Below are 23,668 nucleotides of genomic sequence, written 5' to 3' on the forward strand. Positions count from 1 at the left end.
GTTATCCTGGGGAATTTTAATTTTAGATCTCAAATTCATTCCAATCTAAAATTGTTAGGCTGGGTTTGCTTGCGCTTGTCTCTGAAGCAAGTTGACAATAGAGGTTTTTAGCAGCAGTCCCACCAGCACACCGTTATCGCGAATTACAGGTAGCTGAGTTATATTTTGTTGTTCCAGGAGTGTGGCAACTTCTAGCAGCGATCGATCTGATTTAACAGTGTTGGATTGTTCGATCGATCGCATTATTTCGCTGACTTTAATTTGGGGCCAAAGTTCGAGAGAAACGGTTTTGAGGTCTTCAACTGCGATCGCACCTACCAACTGTCCCTCTTGATTGGTAACTAAGAACTTCTGCCAGGTAGTTTGACCGATAACGTAATCGTTAGCAAACTGTCTGAGAGAGATATTGGCACAGACAATCGGACTGTTGGGTATTACGGCGTCTTCAGCGGTCAATCCAGCGAGCTTATCTTGCACTGTAGCATACTGGGCTGACTGACCGGCGTTTTGCAGCAAGAACCAACCGACTAAGAGATTCCAGAAGTTAGCGCTACTGCCATATAGTACCAGAGGCAGCACACCAGAGGCGATCGCAATCCAACCAAAGATTTGACCGACGCGACTGGCAAATACAACACCTTTATAAGGATTGCCGGTGACTTTCCATACAGCAGCTTTGAGGATATTGCCGCCATCTAAAGGCAAACCGGGAATTAAGTTAAATAGCGCCAAAGCCAAGTTAATCGAGGCTAGCAGTCCTACAATAGCTGCCAAAGGCCCTGAAATGTTTGTTCCTAAGCCAATGGCTGTGAAGATACCGAATAGTAGTAAACTGACTGCTGGGCCTGCGATCGCTACCCAAAATGCCTCAGCTGGTGTCTTGGACTCTCTTTCTAAATTTGCCAACCCACCAAACAGAAACAGATTGATTGATTTAACATCAATTCCCTGGCGCATGGCGACAAAGCTGTGTCCTAATTCGTGCGCTAAGACGGAAGCAAATAACAGTAACCCTGTCATTAATCCCAGTACCCAAGGCAATGGCCCGCCCAATCCTGGAAAATTAGCCGCTAATTCGCTTCCATAAGTCCACGTTACCAAACCCAGGATCAAAAACCAGGATGGATGGATATTGAAGGGAATGCCAAACAGATTGCCAACGCGAAAAGTGCCGTTCATTAGGACTCCTCTTATTTCAGCTTTGAGAGTTTTGTTTTGCTCTCATGCTTTGATTGTAACGGAATGTAACAACGCTTTTAATATTTCAACTATAGTGGTAGCCGTCCGTTAAGGTTCGGTTTAGCGAACGGTGCGTAGCGAACAGTACATAAGGTGGGCATGGCTCACAATTACTGCTAAGGTTTTGGGTAGGGGCGAAGCATTCGGGCAGAAAGTCTTTGGCTGTAGCCATAAATTATCAGCCCGAATGCTAATGCCTCCGGCACGCTTCGCGAACGCCCCTACAGATATATTTGCAAAAATGGAATAATCCCCAATTACTGTAGTAGGGTAGACACTGCTTACCCTAGATACTCGCCATAATAGAAGAAGTACCGCCAAACTTGAGAAAAATTTGATAGCAAACTAGATTATGTCAGTCTCCGAATCCAGAATTACCCGTTCTTACAACCAAGAAGAGATCCAGCAAATTCTCCATCTGGCTATCTCCCGGCAATCTTACGAAGGGGATTTTACCCGCGAACAGTTGTTGGAAATTGCGACTGAGTTAGAAATATCTTCAGAAAATCTTGAGGTAGCAGAAAAAGAGTGGCTAGCCTTACAGGGCGAAATGCAAAAGCGGCAGGCGTTCAACACCTACCGCGTCGGAAGATTCAAGAAAAGTTTAGGCAAGTATGCGATCGTCAATACATTTTTGGTACTGCTGAATTTAGTTAGTGGTGGCTACCTTTCTTGGTCGCTTTATATTTTATTATTCTGGGGATTAGCCCTTGGTCTTAATACTTGGAATAATTTTCACTTGCAGGACGAGGAATACGAGAGAGCATTTCAGCAGTGGTATCGCAAGTACCAGATGCGAGAATCGATTACTACCTTTTTCAATAAGCTGCTTAAAGCTTGGTAGATCGAGTCGGCGGACAGCCAAGTTGAGTTTAAGTCCTTCAGTCTTTAAAATAACAAACCAAGCATTCAGTACAGGCTGCGAGGTCAATTCTTCAATCCAAAATATAAAATCTAAAATCCCAAATGGATTGACTTAGCAGCAGTATTGGGTAATATCTTCTCCACAAACATCGGCTAGGAAAGTTAAAGCGCGGAAACGCAACATCATCAACTGGTCGTAGACAGGATTCAGTTTACACATCGGGGGTATGTGGAAAAGTGTACGTCCAAATACCTGAATATCTCGTTCAAAGGGACATTGAGATGGGATAAGTTTGCACAACAACTTAGCTACTTTGGAGTCTTGGATTTCTATTGATTCTAGCCACTGGCGTACTGGATGCAGGATATTTTCGATCGGGCCTTGAAATTTCAGGTTTGTTTGTGGGGAAGCACTGGTGATGGAAGACATAGCTGACCTTGGTAAGAATTTCAAATTGGTGTTTTTCTTTGATATCTTTATCATCCGCTCAGTTATGAATTGTTCCAGTGATGCAAATAGGAGTTATTTGTGATAAATTTTAGGGTTACTCGTGATGCAGCTCTCCCAGATTTGCGATCGCTCTCGTCCTAAGTTGTGATTTGCATCACTTTAAACTTTTTAGTCAAAGTTATACAAAATGTTATATTTTATACTGTTTATATACAGCTTTGATTAAAATAGAAGTATGTAAGGTCAAAATAATATCAGTCCCGTAATTGAAGGTTGCCCTATGTCAGAGCTTACCTACAGTATTCCCATTCTCAGTACTCTAGAAGAACTGGAACAAGCCATTCAGCGCTACAAAGCTAGTGACCTCAGCGGTTCTGAACTCCTCATTCAGTGGGAGGCTATCCGCGATGCCTCCCTCAATCAGGCTTTGTCTGCTGCTGATGCTGATAAGGTTCCGGGCCAAGACAGCTACTAAGCAAGCCAAAATTTAAAAGATATTCGCCATCAAAAGACTTATGGAGGAAACCAAATTGGTTTCCTCCATAACTGATTAAAGCGATCGGCCCCAGGAATTCAACCGGAGAAAAACACCAGCAAAAACCCACATAAATACAGCAGCAGCAAGAAAAAACTCTCAAAGCCGATGTTGCCAATGCCATGTTCTTCCCGACGCAACAAACCCAAGAGTAAGATACCAGTCATCAGAATGGTTAGGGCAAGCACAAAAAGTTCGCTTTGCGTTAAAGCTTCATAAATCGAGCCTTTCCTATAGGCTAAGTCGCACAAAGCTAAAACCAATACATCGAAGCTATTGCCACCCAGGACGCCGCTGACAGCCAGAGTAAAAGCCCCGCGCTGGACAGCAACTATGGTGGTCACGAGTTCTGGCAGTGAGGTTGATATAGCGGTGAAGAGGCTGCCAACGGCATTTTCCGAAAGACTTGTAGAGTTGGCGATCGAAACTCCAGCTTGTTCGACGCCATATCCTGCAATGCCAAGAACGGCAGCAAGTAAAAAGAAACGCAACCACAAACTAATTAATCCGGGGCTTTCTGACTCCTCTGCTTGCGGTTCTTTGACAGTTGATTCCTTTGTCTGCTGTGGTTTCCACATCGGCAGATTTTGAGCCTCAGCTACCAGACGCAACCCGAAAATGTAAGTGGCTACGAGTGCGATCGAGGCGGGATGAATTCCCCAAAAGGTGATTGATGGATAACCGATCGTCAGTAAAGGAATGGCTAATAAAACTATCAGCAAAGTTCCTTGCGTCAATGTTGCAGCGTCAGCAGCTGCGTATTCGAGATTTGCCTCCAGGTAAGTGATATCGGCAATTCCCAGAAAAGCTGTTTGGACGGCGATATCCCCTAGTGCATTGCCAATGGCTAGGTGTGGATAGCCTTCCAAGGCGGCGGTGACTGAGGTAACAATCCCCGGCAAGGATGTGCTAAATCCCAAAAATAAGGCCCCCATCAGGGCTTGTCCCAGTCCGGTTTTTTCAGCTAAACGCTCGGCGATCCCAGTCATCCAGAAGCCGCTGAGGCCAATTGCTAAAGCTGAGAGTAAGAAAAGACCAATGTTAAATGCGAGCGACTCGTTACCAAATTCTAGCATTGATATGATTTGTTTCTCTGTTTTAGTCTGAGAATCTGTTTGCCGCTCATAAGAGATATTCTTGAAGAAGAGTTATTCGTTAAGGGCAAGATCTAAAAGAGTATGGCAAACGGAGACAATCTGGAAGCAGAGATTAACCCATCTGAGGTTGTCGCATCGCCATTTGAGTCTTTTTTGAACGACCTGCATCTCAAGTACAAATCACTAGGCGATGGCAAGGTAGCGACTTACATCCCGGAACTGGCAAAGGTGAACCCAGATTTGTTCAGTATCTGCGCGATCGCAGTGGATGGTCGAGTTTTCGAGGTCGGCGATTACGATCGGCTATTTACCATTCAATCCATTTCAAAGGTATTTGTATATGGGATGGCCCTTGAGGAACACGGGCGCGATTATGTTTTGACCAAAGTTGGCGTTGAACCGACGGGAGAAGCATTCAACTCTATTATCCTTGATGAGCGATCGAAAAGACCTTACAATCCGATGGTAAATGCGGGTGCGAACGCTACCACTAGCTTAATTAAAGGTGCGGGGCCAACCGAACGCCTGAACCGAATGCTAGATATGTTCCGGCGATATATCGGCCACGATGTTTTTATAGATATATCGGTTTTCATGTCAGAACGAACTACCGGACACCGCAATTGGGCGATGGCGCACCTAATGCTCAATTTTGGCATGATTGACGAAAAAATTGATGAGGCGATCGACCTATATTTTCAGCAGTGTTCTTTAATGGTAAACTGTCACGATTTGGCAGTGATGGCGTCAACTTTGGCAAACAATGGCGTCAATCCCATTACGGGAGAACGAGCCGTAGATAGTTCTTATATTAAAGATATTCTCAGCGTCATGTACACCTGCGGTATGTACAATTTTGCGGGTGAATGGGCGTACACTGTTGGATTACCAGCTAAAAGCGGGATTTCTGGAGGAATTATTGTTGTCGTTCCCAATCAAATTGGGATTGCAGTGTTTTCGCCACTGCTTGACGATCGCGGTAATAGTGTTCGCGGGGTGAAAGTTTGTGAAGAACTTTCCCGCAATTTTGGGCTACATACGTTTGATTCAGGGATGGGTAGTTCTAAATTTATGGAAATGTTGTATAGAGGGCATATTCAGTAACTAATATTAAGGTTAGGGCTGGCGATCGCTTTTTACGCTCTCTTTCTCTTAGCTTTTTTGTAATTCAGTATTGATACCAAACATAAAGCACAAAATAAGACAATTATAATTAATGTAATCGTGAACTTTAGAATAAACGATGGGGTCGATTTTGGTACTGGTTTTAATGCCGAAAAGGTTAATTCTACTAATAACTTATGGGTGGCAGTTGAGGGATGGATGTTATCCCAAAATAAATATTCATTTGGATTATCACATATCCTGCCTTTGATTAAGCAGGGTTTTTTGACATTCTTAAAACCCAACTTTTCTGGAGATGTGATAGCTAGATTAAATAGGGAATTAACATCAAGATATGTGATATTGATATCGTCGCTTAATTTTTGCTGCAAACCGTTGACAGACGCAGCTAATTCGGAGTTATGCTTCTTACTTAAATTGCTGAGTAAATTGGAACGTTCAATTATCCTAGTCCCTGGAAGTTTTCCTAAATCCGGCAAGTTAACCACGACGATATTTTTAGCGCCAACTGCGGCAAGAGATTTAACTGCTTTTACTAAATTGTTGACTGGTGCGGTAGTGTCCGTAGCACCACCAAGGTAATCATTAGCACCAGCCCATATAATATAAAGAGCGATCGGATCGACGGCAGAATTAGTGGCTTTAAAGCGATCGATCTGCGCTAGCACTCCTGGAGGTAATGCCTGAGAATCCCCTGTAGTAGCACCTGCGTAGGCGAAGTTATTATTTAGATTGAGGGGTAATTTGAGCTTAGACGCCAGATATTCTACCCAAACAGGGCCATTCGAGTAACGTCCTTGAAAATAGGGCGGACTTGTGGGTGCTTTCTTGTTGGTAGCTTTGAAGACATTGCCCATATCGGAGAGGCTATCGCCAAACACATAAATGCGATCGAAATTCTGTGCTAGAATCCCGCTCGGAGAAACAAAAATAATTGCTAGTGCGATCGCTACTCCGGCGGTAGCTATCCATAACCTTTTGATCGACATATAATTTGAGTTAATACCAGTCGGATGGCACTATACGTTAATTTTAAAGTAAAATCAAAATAAGTATCTAACAATAGCATATAAAGGATAGAACATGAGAGCTAATCCTGGGGGACAAGTCGCGCCATCGGAAGTGATCGGACGCGATCGCTTAATTGAACGATTGTGGGACATTTTGGAGCGTCAGAGTCTTGTGCTGAGTGCTGAACGCCGAATGGGGAAAACTTGCGTGATTAAGAAGATGGAAGCAGAAGCGCCAGCAGATAAATTACCTATTTATCATGACTTAGAAAAAGTGCGATCGCCCTTGGAATTCGTCGAAGTAGTTTTGCAGGATGTAGAAGAATATTTGGGCGGATTGAAGCGGACAGCAAAGCGGACACGCGACTTATTAAGGCAATTAGGAGGAGCAGAATTCAGGGGGTTCAAATTACCCAGTTTTGCCGCTCCTCACTGGAAAAACGTGCTGACTCAAACTATTGAAGATTTGGTGGAAAATAAAGAGCGCACGGTAATTTTCTTTTGGGATGAAGTACCGTATATGTTGGGTAATATCGGCGATGAGGCGGCGATGGAAGTGCTGGATACTTTGCGATCGCTCCGTCAGATGCACCCAGAAATTAGGATGGTATTTACAGGTTCGATCGGTTTGCATCATGCGATCGATTCTCTCAGACAAGCAGGATATGCTAATGCCCCAACCAATGATATGTACATTGAGGATGTATCGCCTTTATCTTCAACTGATGCGACAGAGTTAGCACGTCAGTTACTTGAAGGTGAAAATATTTCTACGCCTGATTTACAGATAACATCTGCCGAAATTGCACAAGCAGTGGATAATATTCCTTTCTACATCCACCACATTGTTAGTCAATTAAAATCGCGTGGTGGTGTTGTTAGTGCAGCAACCGTCAGTGAAATTGTCAATGGTTTCTTGACAGATCCCCTCAATCGTTGGGATATGGTTCACTATCGGAGGAGGATTGATACTTACTACAATGACGAAAAGCGTCCTTATGCCTTAGATTTACTGGATATTTTGGCGATTACAAACCAGCCTTTGTCATTTAATGAATTGTTCGATAGTCTCAAGTCTCAGCCAACAACACAAGACCGCGAAATAGCACTGACTGTGATAACCTTGTTACAGCGTGATTACTACATAATTCAAGAAACTAACGGTAAATTTCTCTTCCGTTATCCCCTAATTAAACGTTACTGGGAGTTATCCAGAGGGCTAACAGTATGACAAGCACTTTCATATCTCGCTTCACCCCCAGTTTAATGAAGCAGGAAACACTGGAAACTATATTTGTCCAGCGTGAAACTTTAGCACAACATTTAGTAGAAGTAATCAGCGAAAGTGCGCTAACAGCCAATAAACATTTCCGACTGTTAGTTGGGATGCGGGGTATTGGTAAAACGCACTTAATAGCACTGATTTATCACCGGGTTTCCAAAATGGAGGATTTGCGGGATAAATTGCTGATTGCGTGGTTAGCGGAGGAAGAGTGGGGGGTTACATCATTTTTGGAGTTCCTGCGACGGATATTTTGGGCCCTTGAAAAAGAATATCCAGAAGAATATAATGCTCAGTTAAATCAGAAAGTTAAGGAACTGGAGGCAATTTATCAATCATCGCCTGATGAGGCTGAACATACAGCCGCCGCTTTGCTTAAGGATTTTGTCGGTAAGCGTACCCTGCTGCTGCTGGTAGAAAACTTAGATGATTTATTTGACGGTTTGGGTGATATTGGACAAAAACAACTTCGGGCATATATTCACAATTATTCATTTTTGACAATTTTAGCAACAGCACAGAGTTTATTTGATGGAGTTAGGTTGCAAGATTACCCTTTCTATGGCACTTTTAATTCTCATAACTTAGAAAAGTTAAAGCTAGATGAGGCTGTTGATTTGTTGACGAAAATTGCCAACTTAGAAGGCAATAGCGAACTAGAATCTTTCATCCAAACGCCAACGGGACGGAATCGCATCAAAGCAGTCCACCACCTTGCTTGTGGGAACCACCGCATTTATGTTATATTCGCCGAATTTCTCACTCGCAAGAAGTTAGATGAATTGATCGAACAGTTTAATCGGACGGTGGATGAACTGACGCCATACTATCAGGGGCGGATGGCGTGGCTTTCGCAGGAAGAAAGAAAGATTGTGAAGTTTTTGTGCGATCGCCAAGGTGCTATTCCGATACAAGAAATTGCGGAATCCTGTTTAATGGAATATAAAACAGCTTCTAGTAACCTTAAGGATCTTGAGAGAAAAGGGTATGTAATTTATGAAGCAATCGGAGACAACTATTTTTATGAACTACAAGATCCGCTGATGCGCCTTTGCTTGGAAGTCAAACAAAAGCGGACAGAGCCGATATGTTTATGCGTAGACTTTCTGCGAAAATGGTATTCACGGAACGAATTAGAGGAGCAATTGAAGTCACCTTTAAACAATATATCAGAGTTTGAAATTGTGCTGGCAGCACTTAAGAAAAGTGAAAAAAATGAACCTGAAGATCAGCGTGTACCAGCCTTGTGGAAGGAATATGAAACTCATATTAAAAAGGCAGACTTTGACTATGCTTTAAAACAAGGAAACAAACTGCTAGAGATTCGCGGTCATGCTTCAGACTATTTAGCCGTAGCATTTACCAAACTTTTTCTGGGACGCTATAATGAAGCGTTGGAATGCTGTGACGAAGCAATTAAGATTGAACCGAATAATTCAATAGTTTGGTGGGGACGAGGTAAAGTATTTTACGAACAAGAAGACTATGATAAAGCCTTAGAATCCTTTGACGAAGCATATAACTTCGATCCGCGCAATCTGATAATTTTGTTTGATTGGAAGTGCTGCTATCTCAAAAACAAAGAAAAAAAAGGTGAAAACGATGACTTAGAATCCTTGGACAGGGAAATCGAGGGTAACCCTAATAATATAGAGGTTTGGAGTACACGAGCTTGGAGACTGTCTGCACTGGGAAAGTATAAAGAAGCTTTGGAGTCATACGATAAGGTAATTTCTCTTGACCCTTTTGATGAGTCGGCTTGGAGCAATCGAGGCTGGGTTCTGTGCGGACTCGAACGCTACGATGATGCTTTGGCTTCCTACAACAAAGCGCTCGAACTTGACCTAAATTATGGTTGGGCTTGGTGTCAGAAAGGCTGGGTGCTGGAGCGATTAGAAAAATGGAATAAGGCTTTAGAAGCCTACGATAAGGCGATCGAACTAGACGAAAAATATTCTTGGATTTTCTTCCACCGCGCTCAAGCACTCTTGATGCTAAACCATTGGGACGAAGGTAGTGTAGCGTTAGATGACGCGCTGGAACGCTTTGCCCATTCTTCGGAGCCAAATACAGGCGACACGGCTGGAATTATCCGCAATTTGTTTAATGATATTCACCATACACAAATGTGGCGATCGCGCATTTCCACCCTAATAGAAATTTACAACAAGCACCAAGTCGTTGCTGAATTAGGACAGGGAATTGTGCGAAGCATCCCTGCATTAATGTCAGAAATGGTTAGCGACAAAGCAGCACAAACATGGCTTGAAGTGTGGCAAGAATTGACAAGTGAATATAAAGAATTCCAAATCCCCCTCCGTCTTCTCAATACTGCTGTTAAATATCGGGTGAAGAAAGGCGATCGGCGGGTTTTGCTGGAATTAGCGATCGAAGAACGACAATTGTTAGAACCTTTGTTGGGAGCGATCGAACCGATTAATATGAAGGTAAAATAAGAGGAATATGAAAAATATACGGTTTACCAGACACGCTTTACTACGATGTCCTCAGCGCGGTACGAATCAAGAGGAGGTGCGAGAAGTAGTTCAGACAGGCAGCAGAGAATCTGCCAAGGAGGATAGATTGATATGTCGTAAGAATTTTGAATATAATGCTGACTGGCAGGGAACATTTTACCGAATTAAACAGGTAGCGCCAGTTATTGTAGAGACAGATACGGAAATTGTTGTTATTACTGTATATACCTTTTACCTTTGAGGATAGAAACCATGAAAATCACTTACGACTCTGAAGCTGATGCACTTTACATTAGTTTAATTGAAGGCGATCGTCAATGCAGAACTTTACGTTTAAATGAAGACATCGCTTTAGATATTGGCGAAGGGGAATTACTCGTAGGTATTGAAATTTTAGATGCAAAACAGGTATTAGGGAAAGGCGAACTACCTTCTGTTGTGCTAGAAAATATCGCTTTTGTGCAATTAAAACAAGAAGCGTTAAAGGAATGAAATTGTTTGGCAAATCGGCATTGACAGTTATAGCAACCGCCAGGGCGATTAAGCCAACTCCAACTGTTACCTTTAGTCCATAATCCCTTACGGAGTAAGCTTTTCCCTCTTCCCTCTTCCCTAGCCCCTAGCCCCTAGCCCCTAGTCCCTAGCTATAAATGCTCAATAGCAGAATGCGTGCGATCGCGGCTGAGTTTATCTGCAAATCTAGCAACGAATTAACCTTATGCTTTCCCAACGATACTCGCTAAGAGATGCAATCAATACCCTCAAAGAAAATCGAGATAAACTAGAAATTGAACTTGGCAAAAAGAAGCTCGATCGATTGCTATTTAATCTCGAAGAAATTAGCTTGGACTTGGAAAGCATTTCCAAGCAGATAATTGATGTGGCGAAAGGATCTCCAAAAATAGAAAAACTTACAGAAATCTTTGATTTTTTCCAGTATGGTTCTATTCCTCACATTTTAGGACATTTGGAGACAATAGAGGAACTACTGGAAGAAGAATCTAGCGATCGCGAAACATCTGGCGATATTCACTCCAAAAACGCAGCAGCAGAAACATGGAAAAACTCAGCTAAATTTTGCATTTGAGTTGCTGTCAGTTCTCGTTCCCCATTCAGTACCTCAGACACCTGTACCTCAGTTTCCCATATACCAACCAAGTCTTTTATTTACTGCCATATTATCTTCCACCATCAAAGCGTTCAGCAGCTTGACACCTTTCAAAACAGGCATTACTTCATGTTTTTGTTCGTAATCATAAACTAAAGTGCCAAGCACATTTAAGTAGTCGCGGTCATCTTGGGTAATATTCCTTTTATCCAAAATAGAATTAATCCGATTTTGAGTAGCGGTTAACTCAACTTCACAAGTAATCGGACGTGGTGGAAATGTGGTAATTAGTTCCATGTAGTAGTTACTAGGAGTTTTCAAACCAATCGTCATTTTTCCAAGTCTCCTTATCATATATCGCACTTCATAATTAACGAACGCCGTGAGTATCATGAGCGTAAATTAAATGAGAAACTAGAGGCGGCTTGTCGCCAATGTGAAAAGCACGAACACGCGCTTCCTCTCCAAGATCCGCGACAGTCATGCGTTCGTGCTGACGCAGATGTTCCGCCCAAGATTCGACAACATAAGTTTCCAGGTAGCGATTTGGTAAGGCGGTGTCTTTCCACAAACTCCAGCGAATTGCACCGTCGCGCCGACGGACACGGCTTAAAGCGTGCATTGCTTCTGCAAAGTCGTGCGATCGCTCCGGGTCGATGCGATATTCTATGGTAATTAGCACCGGGCCTTCCTCTGGATTTAATTCGATCGCTACAACGGGTTCGGGCCAATGTAACGACGGCGTTAAATCCAACTTCTCACTAGCAATTAACCGATAAGGTAGCGCCGCTATTAGCCCCACAACCAGCCCAATTGCCGCACCAGAAAGGGCAGCAGAGTTTCCGAAATGCTCAGCCGTTAAGCCCCAGATGGCACTGCCGATCGCTAAACCGCCCTGAAATACCAACTGATAAACGCCGAGCGATCGGGCCTGCACCCACGTCGGCACGGCTAGCTGCGTCGCCACATTGAAACTGGACATAATCGCAATCCATGCCAGTCCCGCCGCCACCAGGGCCACGTAGAGCAAACCCAGATTGCGTAAATAAGCCAATGCCAGTGTGGAAGAGGCAAATACTACCGTTGCGCTGACGATCAGCAGATCGGTGGAAACTTTCTGCCGCACTCTCGGTAGCACAAAAGCACCCGTTACCGCACCCAAACCGATGCACCCCAGCAGCACCCCGTATCCAAACGAACCCAGTCCCATCTGCTTCGCTACCAGGGGCAGCAGCGCCCACAATGCACTGCCGCAAATAATAAATACACCTGTACGCACCAGCACAGTACGCAGGGCTGGCGAATACTTTAAATATCTTATTCCGGCTCGGATTGCACCGATCGTGCGTTCAGTGGGCAGGGCATTTTTGCGAGGCGATCGCTTCCAGGAGTAGATCACCAAAATTACGCCCACAAACGATGCCGCATTCAGCAGAAACACCGCCCCTGGGCCTGCTGCTGCGACGATAATCCCGCCCAATGCTGGCCCCAAAGCCCGTGCCACATTAAAGCCAGCGCTGTTAACCGTCACAGCAGTTGGCAGATCCGCACGCGACACCAGTTCGGGTATAATTGCTTGCCAAGCTGGCGCGTTCATCGCCGCACCCAAACCAAGGGCGAAAGTGAGTCCTAGCAATAACCAGGGTGTAGTCACATTTAAGAACGTCACTACCGCAAGCAAAATAGCTACCAGCAGCATCCAAGCTTGCCAGAATAGCAACAAGCGACGGCGATCGACAATATCGGCAAGCGCCCCCGCCGGAAGTCCGACTAGAAAAACTGGCAAACTTGTTGCTGTTTGCATCAGCGCCACCATCAACGGCGAAGGTGTGAGGGATGTCATCAACCACACCCCCCCGACATTCTGCATCCAAGTGCCGATACTCGATGCAATTGAGGCGATCCAAAGCGCCCGAAATAGGGGTTGGCGAAGTGGATGATTTGTCGATGCGTTTATCAACATTTCTCACTCAAAACTTTTAGATTTGGTGCGTGCATCCAAACTAACAGGCCCTGAGCCAAAATCATACACCATCAGCAATCCACCCATTATCGCTAAATTCTTCATAAACTGAATTACCTGAATGCGATCGGCAAAATTGGTATGGAAGATTAAGGTGGCTGGAATTAAGAAGAGGATAAGTGCGATCGCGCCCCACTTAGCTTTGTAACCTAACAACACCGATAGCCCACCAACCAGTTCTACAATAATTGCCGCCACTAGAAACAAACCTGTCAGGGGCATACCGTTCGCAGCCATATACTGTTGCGTGCCAGCCGGGTCGGTAATCTTGTCAAAGGCGGACTTGAGAAAAATGGCAGACAGAAAAGCTCGTGCTACCAGTGGGATGTATTTTTGCATAGCTTTGATGGTAATGTGCGATCGAGTTAAATAAAAACCGCCAAGGCGATTACGACAAATTATACCTCTTGCCAAAGTCGATTTTTAACTGTAGGGGCGAAGCATTTGCGCCCAGATTTATCGCTGAAATAAGAGTTTTTATCCGCAAATGCTTCCCCCTTTTCGGATTTATGCAAGAGGTCTATTGTAAGGGCTAACGCATTCAGGCCGATAATTTATCGCTTCTACTCAAAGATTTTCGCTCCCGAATGCCTTAGCCCTGCGTACCAAACCAGTTTAACAACGCATTTACAAAGGCTAGCAATCCTAAAAAAGCTATTAGAATTGCCGCCACCGCCACATTTAAAGCCAGCTTCATCCCCTCAGACGCACCTGAAAATCAGATGCGATCGCATCCTATAATCCACTGTCTTGGCGTAGATGCAAATAATCTCTGCGCGTTCTGAGATAATTTCAAAAGAACAACTTACGGTGCTGACTCAAGGCTGGGTCGGAGATAATACCATGCTGCGTGAATACCAGCTTACCAATTTTAAGGCATTCGCCGGGCCAGAAACCATCCCGATTCGACCCATCACCCTCATCTATGGGCCAAATTCCTCCGGCAAGAGTTCGGTACTGCAATCCCTGCTGCTGCTGAAACAAACTCTTCAGGAAGCAGAAAACCCAGAAACCCTTTTACTCCCCAAAGGCAATCTTGTTAATTTAGGTGGCTATCGGGAATTTATCCATCGTCACGATATCAGCAAATCATTTTCGTTCAAGGTTGTTTTCGATGTTGGCAATCAGGGAAAAACTAATGCTTTAGAAAACCTTCTCAGAGATAAGCTGATTCAGGCTCCTCTTTTAGGGTTGCAGGTTGCTTTCAGCTATGATAAACAGACATCAAATGTAGTTTTTTTATCAGTTGAATTGTTCCTCGAAGACGAGTCATACCCTGTGGTTATCTATAAACCTGAAAAGCGAGAGGTTTTGGAAATTGAGCGTGCTGGTTCGCGAGAGATTATCCTAAAAGTAGACAATATTAACTATGACTATAACTTTTGGAAAGCTTGGTTTGATATTTACGGCTCGAAAATTGCCGAAAACGCACTCGCAGAGGTTGACAGCCATCTGAAGCAAAAAAAGAGTCGAGCATCGCAATTATTACAGTCAGAGCGAAAAAAAGAACAGCTAGAAAAACTTAATAAGGAAATAACCGAATTAATCCAGTTGCAGAAACGCTTCGATAACTACAAATTTAAGGAATTTATAGAGGATTTCTCAAAAGCGTATGAGCATCCATTTATTATCTGTCGAAACTTCCTACCCGTCACGTCAGATGGCCTGCTTGCAGAAAAGTTACCTGACCCAGAAATCCGATACCTATTTCAGGATCACAGACGTCATTGGCTACCAGACATTTTGGGTATCACCCTTCAGGGGTGTTCTATGTTTCGACGTTTCCTAGAAAGCCTTATTTACATAGGCCCTTTGCGAGAATACCCAGAACGACTATACATCTTAAGTGGCAACTCAAGCCAACAAGTAGGAAAGTCTGGAAAGATGCTATCAGACATCCTGTTCAGGAATCCAGAGCTTTTGAAACAGGTAAACGAACAACTGGAGCGCTTTGGATTGGAATACGAACTTAAAGTTGCATCATACACTAACAAGGAGACATCCGAATTAAGTGATGTTTTCGCACTCCGCTTAGTTGACAAATACACTGGTGTAAATGTTAGCCTTTTGGATGTGGGATTTGGCATCAGCCAAGTGCTGCCAATCATTGTGCAAAGTATGCTTTCACGCAACACAACTATCTTAATTGAGCAACCAGAAATCCATATTCATCCACGCCTACAAGCAGAACTCTGTTCTCTATTGGCAGAGTGCATTAAGTCTCCTTTCGATAATCAATTTATTATCGAAACTCACAGCGAACATCTAATGCTGCGGCTTCAGAAATTAATCCGTAAGGGAGAGTTAAAACCAGAAGATGTCTCAGTTATTTATGTTGACCGTGGTGCTGAAGGCTCGAAGTGCTTGCACTTAAGATTGGACGAAGAAGGCGACTTTATAGATGAGTGGCCTGATGGATTTTTTGAAGAAGATTTTAACGAGATTTTTCAATAATATGCTGGTGCGAACAATCCTTCTGCCCTCAGTCTTAAAGGCCAATCCTGAGAACCAATCCGTTCACTACGGCATGATGATCGGACTACTTCAGGATCTAGAAAAAAACGGTGTAGTTCTTTTAGATGAAACTAACTGTATCAAAGCCGCACTGTTTCAAGATATCGGCAATTTACCAGTTAAGTTCAGGAAGAAAGCCGAGGTACTTTTGAAGGATCTTAAGAAGAAAAATCGCTTTGTTGAACTGTCGCTACCAGATGTATTTAAACCTATCTGCAAGAACAAACCATGCCAGCAATGTATCAGGATAGGTAAAGAATATTTGCCGCCAGCTATTTTGGTTAGTTATGGTTGCAAAGAGTGTACAGAGACACAGTTAGCGTTGTTCCCAAGTGTTGAAGTTATCGATGTTGCTGAATATCGCATCTCTAATTTATTTGAATCTCATTTAAAACAGGTCGATCGCGTTTTTCTCAACGGCGAATCTAAGCAGGATAAATTCGAGCAGGAAATCTTCATACCCCTTTTTAGAGATGCCAAGCATATAAAAATTTACGATCGCTGGATCGGTCGGTCAGCTTTACAACCTCCTGATATAGGCCAAATAGGAGATAATTATAAACTTACGCTGGAGTGGATTATTGATGTGTTCCTTCGAGAATCGCGCTTGGGAGTGAGTTGTGTCTTGGAGGTATACTGTGGTTTGGACACCCGTAATATATGCCAAGCTAAAATACGTACTTTTGTTGCCTCACTCCGTCAATTTGAATCTGAAATGAGACACACCCATAGTTTTCCTAACTTTAAATTAATTATCAAGAAGGAAACCCAAGCTAATCAAATGCCTCATGATAGATATTTGATTACGAATCAAGTAGCTATATCTATCGCCCGTGGCTTCGATCTGCTTTTAGATAAGAGAAAAGATCCCTATCCACGGCGAGTTCGAGATGTTACGATCGCTTACTGTTCGGAAGCGGCAAAAATTGAGCAGGCTGTACGAAGTTTACCAGATTTGTAATTAATTTGTATAATAAAGTCGGAGCGCTTAAAGTACGCCATCATGAAACGAACAATTGAACTGCCTGAAGAATTGGCAGACCTACTCGAACAATACCTCAAGGAAAATTCCCCGTCAGGATTAATCCTTTATATGCGCGAACGATTGGGAATATTTGAACCGGAATACAAAGACCTTTCTGAATTGCTAGCAGTAGCGGGCATGATTAAAGACAGCCATCTTAATCAAGAAGATTTTTCGGAGGATTCTTTTTGAAACAAATTGTAATTGACTCTAGCCCTATTATTGGCTTGTTTCATCCTAATCACCCGCAACATAATCAATGTGTTGCGGGGTTTAACCAGTTACAAGGACAAAAAACCAAGCTACTCATTCCTATACCTATTGTTTTTGAGGTTTACAAGTGGCTGTCGCGAAAAATTAGTCCAAGCATTGCTCAAAGTAGACTCAATTTAATGGTCAGGAGGTTTTACCTAATCTCTGTTAGTCAAGTCGATCTGCTTGAATTACAAGCTTTTGTCAGCAATTTACCGGATTGGCGCGGTACTTTAGAAGATGCGGCTGTGATTTCGACTGCTTTGCGCTATCGCTGTCCAGTTTGGACAATGAATTATCGCGATTTTAGTGTGTTTAATTCATTGGTGTTTTGGACTCCAGACAATACGTTCTAAAGTCCTCATATTAATTAAATAGTATCCGAATATATTATGCTATAATAAAATGTTGGAGCAAAAACAGGGCTGAGGGGAAAGTAATCAAACCTGAGTCACTGCCTAACCAAACTCGCACAAGACTCAGGATTGAACTATGCCTCTGCCAATTGTTGCTATTATCGGTCGCCCTAATGTGGGTAAATCTACCCTTGTCAATCGTTTGACAGGTTTACAGGATGCCATTGTCCACGATCAACCGGGGATGACGCGCGATCGCACCTATCGCCCCGCATACTGGCGCGATCGCGAATACACCGTTGTCGATACCGGCGGCTTAGTATTCGACGACGACACCGAATTTCTACCCCTGATTCGCGAACAAGCAATGACAGCACTCTCAGAAGCTTGTGCCGCTATATTTGTCGTAGATGGACAAGCTGGCCCAACAGCAGCAGATGAAGAAATCGCAGTATGGTTGCGTACTCAATCCGTCCCCGTCCTGCTAACCGTCAATAAATGCGAATCCCCAGAACAAGGTTTAACTCAAGCCGCACAATTTTGGGAACTGGGATTAGGCGAACCTTATCCCGTTTCTGCCATTCACGGTGGCGGTACTGGCGAATTACTCGACGATCTAATTACTTACTTGCCGCCAGTAGGAGAAATCCCAGACGTAACCGAAATTAAAGTTGCAATTGTCGGTCGTCCTAACGTTGGTAAATCGAGTTTATTGAACTCCTTTGTAGGAGAAAATCGCTCCATAGTTAGCCCGATTTCCGGCACCACTCGCGATGCGATCGATACCGTCGTAAAACGGGAAGATAAAACTTATCGCCTGATCGATACGGCGGGGATTCGCAAAAAGAAAAACGTTGAATATGGCCCGGAATTTTTTGGGATTAATCGCGCCTTCAAAGCGATCCGCCGCGCTGATGTAGTTTTGTTAGTAATAGATGCTGTTGATGGAATTACCGACCAAGACCAAAAACTCGCAGGTAGAATTGCTGAAGAAGGTCGCGCTTGCGTAATTGTAGTTAATAAGTGGGATGCGGTCGAAAAGGATTCCTACACAATCTACGACTACGAAAAACTTTTGCAACAACGACTGCATTTTACCGAATGGGCAGAAAGTATTTTTGTCAGCGCTAAAACGGGTCAGCGTGTAGAAAAGATTCTCGATTTGATCGACTCCGCAGCTGAGGCACACCAACGTCGGGTAACTACCGCCGTGATTAATGAAGTGATTCAAGAATCCATCAGGTGGCACTCTGCCCCAGTCACCCGTCAAGGGCGTCAGGGCAAAATTTACTATGGCACTCAAGTCAAAACTCAACCGCCCACCATTGCTCTCTTTGTCAACGATCCCGTCCGTTTCAACGATAATTACCGCCGCTACATGGAAAGCCAATTCCGCAAACAACTAGGTTTTAAAGGCACACCATTGCGATTGCTGTGGCGCGGTAAAAAAGCTCGTGAAGTAGAAGGCCCCACGAAAAACAGAGCTACCCGCGTCTAAAAATTTTAGATTTTAGATTGTTATACAATTTAACCATACAACCTAAAATCTATTATGGACAAGCAAAAGTTTAAGACTAGAACTAAGCAGCTTGCCTTGAGAGTTATTCGCCTGGTAAATGCCTTGCCACCAGGGCAAACTGCTGAATTTATGGGCAAGCGGTTACTGCGATCGGCTACATCTATAGGTGCTAAATATCGGGCAGCTTGTCACTATGAAGCTAGTCTCCATTTAGTCGATAAACTGAGAATCGTACAAGAGAAGACCGATGAGAGTTTATACTGGATGGAGCTTTTAATCGAATCTGAATTAATGCCTGCCGAGCAATTAAAAAGTTTGATGTCAGAAACAAATGAAATCTTAGCTATGACGGTAGCATCCATTACAAGTCTGACCGAAACTCCCAAGTCTAAAGTCTAAAATCGAAAGATGGATTTATTGCGATCGCTACCTTTAGGGCTATACCTCGAAGAACCCACCACTTGGCTGCACAAACTCGATCCGCGAGTCAAGCTAGGTTGGTTGATGAGCTTCCTGTTTGCGCCCATTCTGGCAAATGCCTCTAGCCGCATCGCCCTGTCAGTATTGCTGATTTTGATTACCTTGACAGCGAGAATTCCGTTGCGGGTGTGGCGTCAGCAAATGGTTTGGTTGCTGATCCTCAGTATATTTGTTTTCTTCTTGAGCGCTCTAGCCCCTGACGGAATGGCGGTAAGTTATCAGCCGCGACTACCAGCAGATGAAATGGCTTTTGTCAACCCTCAGCCGGGGAGCGGGGGAGCGGGGGAGCGGGGGAGTGGGGGAGCGGGGGAGCAGAAGAATTTCTTATCGGCGATCGCAAATCTAAAATCCCCAGGCTACAGTTACATAGTATTTAAACAGGGGCCGATCGCAGTTACCCGCAGGTCTTTAGATTTGGCAATTCGCGTCAGTACCTTACTATTTACGCTGATTTACAGCACTAATTTGTACCTGCTCACAACTGCTCCAGAGGAAATAACTGCTGGGATTGAAAGCTTAATGCGACCCCTGCGCCGATTCAACTGGCCGGTGACAGAAATTGTGCTAACTTTAACGTTATCTTTGCGCTTCATTCCCTTAGTCTTGGAAGAAGTGCAGAACCTAGTCCGATCGGTGTGGACAAGGGCAATAAATTGGAAAAAGCTAGGTTTGCGGAGAGCGATTAGACTGTGGATGACGATCGCAGAGCGACTGCTGAAAAATCTGCTCCTGCGAGCCGATCAAATCGCCAGCGCGATGAAAGTACGCGGTTTTACCAGTCCCGATCGACATCGGGTAGAGTGGAGTCAGTTGCGTATGAAGAGAAGTGACTGGCTTGCGATCGCAACTTTAGCGGTATTCTGGGGAGTGCGGTTGATTTGGGGGAACGGCGAACTGTGATGATGGAACCAGTACAACCCTAGTATTGGCGATCGCTCCTTGGCTTAGCCCGCCCCAGGCATAGCTAAATATCATTTGGGGTCAAGTGGGAGGTGCGATCGTAGCTGACGGCAAATTAGCAAAAAGATGAGCCCAGATTGCTATAAAGTAATGGGATGAATAGTTGAGATATACTGTGTTGCACATTTGTCAAAATACTGATATTGTCAATACCCCCGCCAAGCAATCTACTGTTGTCCCTTTTGGTGACAGAGTTGTGCAATACAACTGGCATCTGAGCCCCAGCCATGCTGGAGGTTATGCGAACTGGGTACAACCCAGATATAGGTTACCGCCCTTTATAGCTGGAATAAGTATTAATCAGCTTACGCTGAAGAATGAATGAAAACACAGAAACTTACCTGAATCATCCTACATTTGGTTTGCTTTACCGGGTGTGCGTACTTGAAGAACACAAGGAATTATTCACCACACTCTACGCTCAACGTCTGTTTTTTTTAGTTGTCACTACACCGGCTGGCATCACTTGCGAGCCGATTACCCGTTCGGATTCTCGCCTTTTGGTAGAAAATCGCCTGCGATCGCTGCGTCGCAGCGGTCAATATCAGGAGTACGATAAGCTCATGGTCATTCATCATCGCACATTTCAATGACCCGCTCCCAGTTATCTGATGCAATAGCGTCTCGGATTAGCCTCCTTCGCCAACAGCTACCCGAATCTGTCCGCTTGATTGCCGTCACCAAGCAGGTGTCGGTAGATGCTATGCGTTCTGCTTATGCTGCCGGAATACGGGATTTTGGCGAAAGCCGCGTGCAAGAAGCAGAAGCCAAACAGTCTCAGCTGCAAGATTTACCGGATATCACCTGGCACCTGATCGGACATCTTCAAACCAATAAAGCTAAAAAAGCTTTGGAGCATTTTCAGTGGATTCATTCTTTAGATAGTTTAAAATTAGCCCAGCAATTGGATAACTTGGCAGGATCGCTATCCAAACAGCCGCAAGTTTGCCTCCAGGTCAAACTTTTACCCGATCCCAACAAACACGGTTGGACAGTATCCGAACTGCTAGCAGATCTGGCCGTACTCGATCGGTGCCAACATATACAAATAGTTGGGTTAATGACCATTCCTCCCCTAAATTTGGATGAAGAAGAAATTCTGGCATTTTTTCAAAGTACCCGCGAACTAGCGGAAAAAATCCAGCAGCAAAATTGGTCGCGCATTCAAATGCAGCACCTTTCAATGGGTATGTCCGACGATTACCACCTGGCAGTGCAAGCGGGTGCGACGATGATACGCTTGGGGACAACTCTGTTTGGCGAAAGAGAGAAGGAGTGCTGAGTGCTGAGTGCTGAGTGCTGAGTGCTTCAGGAGTGCTGAGTGCTGAGTGCTGAGTGCTGACAATCTTCTTCCCCTAGCCCCTAGCCCCGTTCGGACTTCGGCGTGAGCGTTCGACTGAGCGCTCAGCCGAACGCTCAGTCGAACGCTGAGCGCTCACGTCGAAGCCTAGCCCCTAGCCCCTAGCCCCTTTTTTCTTTCTTGTTTCTTCTTTTGACTTTTGACTTTTGACTTTTGACTTTTATAGCCCCTAGCCCCTAGTCCCTAGCTATAAATCGACGATCGGCTACTTTAGCCGGAATAATTTCTAAAATTAAACAGACCATAGGCTAACATATTGCCAGCGTCGAGACATTATAAATAGAAGAGGTGCTTCCCAAGTCAAGTAACCTTACCATAAGCGAAGGTATGCGAAAAACTCCGATTTTCAAATGCCTCTTCTCTGCCAAAACGATCGAAACAATCTCTAGTAAACTGTAGTTGGATGGAGTGTGAACAACCGTGAATAATATTTTTACCAAGCTAAGAGATTTCGTTGGCCTCAACGAGCCAGTCGAATACGAGTACGACGATTACGACGATGCGGACGAGCGGAATAACTACCAAAACCTCTACCCAGAGGAAACTGCTCAACCCGCCACTGAAGAAGATCGCCGTCAGCGTCGCCGGATGCGCGATCGCATCACCGTAGCACCAGAAACTACAATACCATCCCCAATGAATAACGTGATTGGAATGCCCGGAGTTAGCAACAGCTTTTCTGAAGTTGTGGTAATGGAACCCCGCACCTTTGAAGAAATGCCTCAAGCAATTCAAGCTTTGCGGGAACGGAAATCGGTGGTGTTGAACCTGACGATGATGGACCCCGACCAGGCCCAACGTGCGGTAGACTTTATCGCAGGTGGCACTTATGCGATCGACGGTCACCAAGAACGCATTGGCGAAAGCATCTTCCTGTTTACGCCTAACTGTGTCCAGGTGAGTACCCAATCGGGTGTCGTTCACGAAGTCCCTCAGCCTCAAGTGCGCGTCCCCCGTCCAGCCACTCCAGCCCCCTCCTGGGCAACCGATCAGCGGATCGTTCAGTCGATCTAACTAGAGTTGGTCATTAGTCAGCAGTCAGCAGTCGGCAGTCAACAATGACTCTTGACTAATGACTCTTGACTAATGACTCTTGACTAATGACCAATGACTAATGACCAATGACTATAAAATTTGGCATCATCGGTGGCGGGGTAATGGGAGAAGCTCTCTTATCCCGCTTAATTAATCAACAAATATATCTACCGTCAGAAATTCTGGTCAGCGAACCCCAGGCGCAACGCCGCAGTTTGTTGACCCAGCAATACCAGATCGCAGTGACATCTGACAATAAGGAAGTGGTAAGGGCAGCCGAAGTGCTGTTTTTGGCAATTAAGCCGCAAGTGTTTGATAGCGTAGCGGCAGAGTTGGTAGAAGATGGGGTTGTTGTAGAAGGGCAGCTGGTGATTTCGATTATGGCTGGCGTTCCCTTGAATAAGCTGGAATGGGCTTTTCCGGGACAGCCGGTGATTCGGGCGATGCCGAATACGCCCGCAACGGTGGGCGCTGGGATGACTGCGATCGCTCCTGGCAATCATGTACAGCTGGGTCACCTTGAACGGGCGCAAGGTATCTTCCAAGCTGTGGGAGAGGTGGTGGAAGTGCCAGAAACTATGCTGGATGCGGTGACGGGTTTATCGGGATCTGGGCCGGGTTATGTGGCGATCCTGGTAGAAGCGCTTACCGATGGTGGGGTGGCGGCAGGCTTGCCAAGAGCGATCGCATCTGGGTTAGCACTCCAAACCGTACTTGGCACCGCTCAACTGCTTAAAGAAACGGGTATGCACCCGGCGGAACTCAAGGACAAGGTTACCAGTCCTGGCGGTACAACTATTGCTGGCATTGCTGAATTAGAACGTCTTGGTTTTCGATCGGCTTTGATTGAAGCGGTTAAAAAGGCTTATCGGCGATCGAAAGAACTTGGCAGTTAGGTACTGGGCAATTTGAGATTTCAGATTCCCCAATGACTAATGATATCGTGTCCGACTACTT

Annotated in this window: 26 protein-coding genes; 19 read left to right on the forward strand and 7 right to left on the reverse strand. The window is 44.6% G+C overall.

From position 1 onward, the window contains the following. Positions 1 to 54 precede the first annotated feature (54 nt). Entirely contained in the window at positions 55 to 1,179 is a 1,125-nt protein-coding gene (locus LAY57_RS00425; RefSeq protein ID WP_249064298.1) for a site-2 protease family protein, read from the reverse strand. Between the two features lie 412 nt (positions 1,180 to 1,591). Between LAY57_RS00425 and LAY57_RS00430 the strand changes: the two genes are divergently transcribed. After that, positions 1,592 to 2,083, forward strand: coding sequence for a 2TM domain-containing protein (locus tag LAY57_RS00430; RefSeq protein ID WP_249064299.1), 492 nt, complete (start codon positions 1,592 to 1,594; stop codon positions 2,081 to 2,083). A gap of 132 nt (positions 2,084 to 2,215) precedes the next feature. On the opposite strand, the gene LAY57_RS00435 is transcribed toward LAY57_RS00430, so the two are convergent. After that, the gene (locus LAY57_RS00435; RefSeq protein ID WP_249064300.1) at positions 2,216 to 2,533 is read right to left on the reverse strand and encodes a Mo-dependent nitrogenase C-terminal domain-containing protein; all 318 of its coding nucleotides are present in this window, start codon (positions 2,531 to 2,533) and stop codon (positions 2,216 to 2,218) included. A 301-nt stretch (positions 2,534 to 2,834) separates the two neighbouring features. Between LAY57_RS00435 and LAY57_RS00440 the strand changes: the two genes are divergently transcribed. Continuing rightward, the gene (locus LAY57_RS00440; protein ID WP_249064301.1) at positions 2,835 to 3,029 is read left to right on the forward strand and encodes a hypothetical protein; all 195 of its coding nucleotides are present in this window, start codon (positions 2,835 to 2,837) and stop codon (positions 3,027 to 3,029) included. Between the two features lie 98 nt (positions 3,030 to 3,127). Here the strand turns inward: LAY57_RS00440 and LAY57_RS00445 are convergent, their stop codons facing one another. Continuing rightward, positions 3,128 to 4,165: a sodium:calcium antiporter gene (locus LAY57_RS00445; protein ID WP_249064302.1), complete on the reverse strand. Its 1,038-nt coding sequence runs from the start codon at positions 4,163 to 4,165 to the stop codon at positions 3,128 to 3,130. 102 nt (positions 4,166 to 4,267) lie between these two features. Here LAY57_RS00445 and glsA point away from each other — a divergent pair, with 102 nt between their 5' ends. Next, positions 4,268 to 5,290: a glutaminase A gene (gene glsA, locus LAY57_RS00450; RefSeq protein ID WP_249064303.1), complete on the forward strand. Its 1,023-nt coding sequence runs from the start codon at positions 4,268 to 4,270 to the stop codon at positions 5,288 to 5,290. A 32-nt stretch (positions 5,291 to 5,322) separates the two neighbouring features. Here glsA and LAY57_RS00455 read toward each other — a convergent pair whose 3' ends face one another. Then, on the reverse strand, positions 5,323 to 6,300 hold the full coding sequence (locus LAY57_RS00455; RefSeq protein ID WP_249064304.1) for an SGNH/GDSL hydrolase family protein: 978 nt from the start codon (positions 6,298 to 6,300) through the stop codon (positions 5,323 to 5,325). A gap of 94 nt (positions 6,301 to 6,394) precedes the next feature. On the opposite strand from LAY57_RS00455, the gene LAY57_RS00460 reads away from it, so the two are divergent. From LAY57_RS00460 to LAY57_RS00480, 5 genes are all read left to right on the forward strand, one after another. After that, entirely contained in the window at positions 6,395 to 7,552 is a 1,158-nt protein-coding gene (locus tag LAY57_RS00460) for an ATP-binding protein (RefSeq protein ID WP_249064305.1), read from the forward strand. Then, entirely contained in the window at positions 7,549 to 10,059 is a 2,511-nt protein-coding gene (locus LAY57_RS00465; protein ID WP_249064306.1) for a tetratricopeptide repeat protein, read from the forward strand. The genes LAY57_RS00460 and LAY57_RS00465 overlap by 4 nt, the downstream gene beginning before the upstream one ends. 7 nt (positions 10,060 to 10,066) lie before the next feature. Next, positions 10,067 to 10,321, forward strand: coding sequence for a DUF4258 domain-containing protein (locus LAY57_RS00470; RefSeq protein WP_249064307.1), 255 nt, complete (start codon positions 10,067 to 10,069; stop codon positions 10,319 to 10,321). Positions 10,322 to 10,332: 11 nt separating this feature from the next. Then, entirely contained in the window at positions 10,333 to 10,572 is a 240-nt protein-coding gene (locus tag LAY57_RS00475) for a DUF2283 domain-containing protein (RefSeq protein WP_249064308.1), read from the forward strand. Positions 10,573 to 10,798: 226 nt separating this feature from the next. Next, positions 10,799 to 11,167: a hypothetical protein gene (locus tag LAY57_RS00480; RefSeq protein ID WP_249064309.1), complete on the forward strand. Its 369-nt coding sequence runs from the start codon at positions 10,799 to 10,801 to the stop codon at positions 11,165 to 11,167. 48 nt (positions 11,168 to 11,215) lie between these two features. On the opposite strand, the gene LAY57_RS00485 is transcribed toward LAY57_RS00480, so the two are convergent. From LAY57_RS00485 to LAY57_RS00495, 3 genes are read right to left on the reverse strand one after another with little or no spacing between them, the layout of a single operon-like run. Beyond that, positions 11,216 to 11,521, reverse strand: a complete 306-nt coding sequence (locus LAY57_RS00485; protein ID WP_249064310.1) for a hypothetical protein — start codon at positions 11,519 to 11,521, stop codon at positions 11,216 to 11,218. 37 nt (positions 11,522 to 11,558) lie between these two features. Then, on the reverse strand, positions 11,559 to 13,151 hold the full coding sequence (locus LAY57_RS00490) for an MFS transporter (protein ID WP_249064311.1): 1,593 nt from the start codon (positions 13,149 to 13,151) through the stop codon (positions 11,559 to 11,561). A 3-nt stretch (positions 13,152 to 13,154) separates the two neighbouring features. Next, positions 13,155 to 13,625 carry a DoxX family protein gene (locus tag LAY57_RS00495; protein ID WP_338022329.1) on the reverse strand — a complete coding sequence of 157 codons (471 nt, stop codon included), beginning with the start codon at positions 13,623 to 13,625 and terminating at the stop codon, positions 13,155 to 13,157. 345 nt (positions 13,626 to 13,970) lie between these two features. Between LAY57_RS00495 and LAY57_RS00505 the strand changes: the two genes are divergently transcribed. From LAY57_RS00505 to proC, 11 genes are all read left to right on the forward strand, one after another. Continuing rightward, positions 13,971 to 15,665, forward strand: a complete 1,695-nt coding sequence (locus LAY57_RS00505) for an AAA family ATPase (RefSeq protein WP_249064312.1) — start codon at positions 13,971 to 13,973, stop codon at positions 15,663 to 15,665. 1 nt (position 15,666) lies between these two features. After that, positions 15,667 to 16,686 (forward strand): hypothetical protein, encoded by a 1,020-nt coding sequence (locus tag LAY57_RS00510; protein ID WP_249064313.1) that lies wholly within the window; start codon positions 15,667 to 15,669, stop codon positions 16,684 to 16,686. Positions 16,687 to 16,728: 42 nt separating this feature from the next. After that, positions 16,729 to 16,941: a hypothetical protein gene (locus LAY57_RS00515; RefSeq protein WP_249064314.1), complete on the forward strand. Its 213-nt coding sequence runs from the start codon at positions 16,729 to 16,731 to the stop codon at positions 16,939 to 16,941. After that, positions 16,938 to 17,357 carry a type II toxin-antitoxin system VapC family toxin gene (locus LAY57_RS00520; protein WP_249064315.1) on the forward strand — a complete coding sequence of 140 codons (420 nt, stop codon included), beginning with the start codon at positions 16,938 to 16,940 and terminating at the stop codon, positions 17,355 to 17,357. Before LAY57_RS00515 ends, LAY57_RS00520 begins: the two co-directional genes overlap by 4 nt. A 136-nt stretch (positions 17,358 to 17,493) precedes the next feature. Next, a complete protein-coding gene (gene der, locus LAY57_RS00525) occupies positions 17,494 to 18,855 on the forward strand; it encodes a ribosome biogenesis GTPase Der (RefSeq protein ID WP_249064316.1) in 1,362 nt (453 codons plus the stop codon). A 54-nt stretch (positions 18,856 to 18,909) separates the two neighbouring features. Beyond that, positions 18,910 to 19,275, forward strand: a complete 366-nt coding sequence (locus tag LAY57_RS00530; RefSeq protein WP_249064317.1) for a four helix bundle protein — start codon at positions 18,910 to 18,912, stop codon at positions 19,273 to 19,275. Positions 19,276 to 19,284: 9 nt separating this feature from the next. Further along, on the forward strand, positions 19,285 to 20,256 hold the full coding sequence (locus tag LAY57_RS00535) for an energy-coupling factor transporter transmembrane component T family protein (protein ID WP_249064318.1): 972 nt from the start codon (positions 19,285 to 19,287) through the stop codon (positions 20,254 to 20,256). Positions 20,257 to 20,633: 377 nt separating this feature from the next. After that, entirely contained in the window at positions 20,634 to 20,909 is a 276-nt protein-coding gene (gene pipX, locus LAY57_RS00540; protein WP_249064319.1) for a transcriptional coactivator PipX, read from the forward strand. Then, a complete protein-coding gene (locus LAY57_RS00545) occupies positions 20,906 to 21,598 on the forward strand; it encodes a YggS family pyridoxal phosphate-dependent enzyme (RefSeq protein ID WP_249064320.1) in 693 nt (230 codons plus the stop codon). Before pipX ends, LAY57_RS00545 begins: the two co-directional genes overlap by 4 nt. Before the next feature lie 498 nt (positions 21,599 to 22,096). Further along, positions 22,097 to 22,690: a cell division protein SepF gene (locus tag LAY57_RS00550; protein WP_249064321.1), complete on the forward strand. Its 594-nt coding sequence runs from the start codon at positions 22,097 to 22,099 to the stop codon at positions 22,688 to 22,690. Between the two features lie 107 nt (positions 22,691 to 22,797). Beyond that, positions 22,798 to 23,607 (forward strand): pyrroline-5-carboxylate reductase, encoded by an 810-nt coding sequence (gene proC / locus LAY57_RS00555; RefSeq protein ID WP_249064322.1) that lies wholly within the window; start codon positions 22,798 to 22,800, stop codon positions 23,605 to 23,607. Positions 23,608 to 23,668 lie beyond the last annotated feature (61 nt).

It is taken from the genome of Argonema antarcticum A004/B2 (assembly GCF_023333585.1).
GTDB classification, from domain to species: Bacteria; Cyanobacteriota; Cyanobacteriia; order Cyanobacteriales; family Aerosakkonemataceae; genus Argonema; species Argonema antarcticum.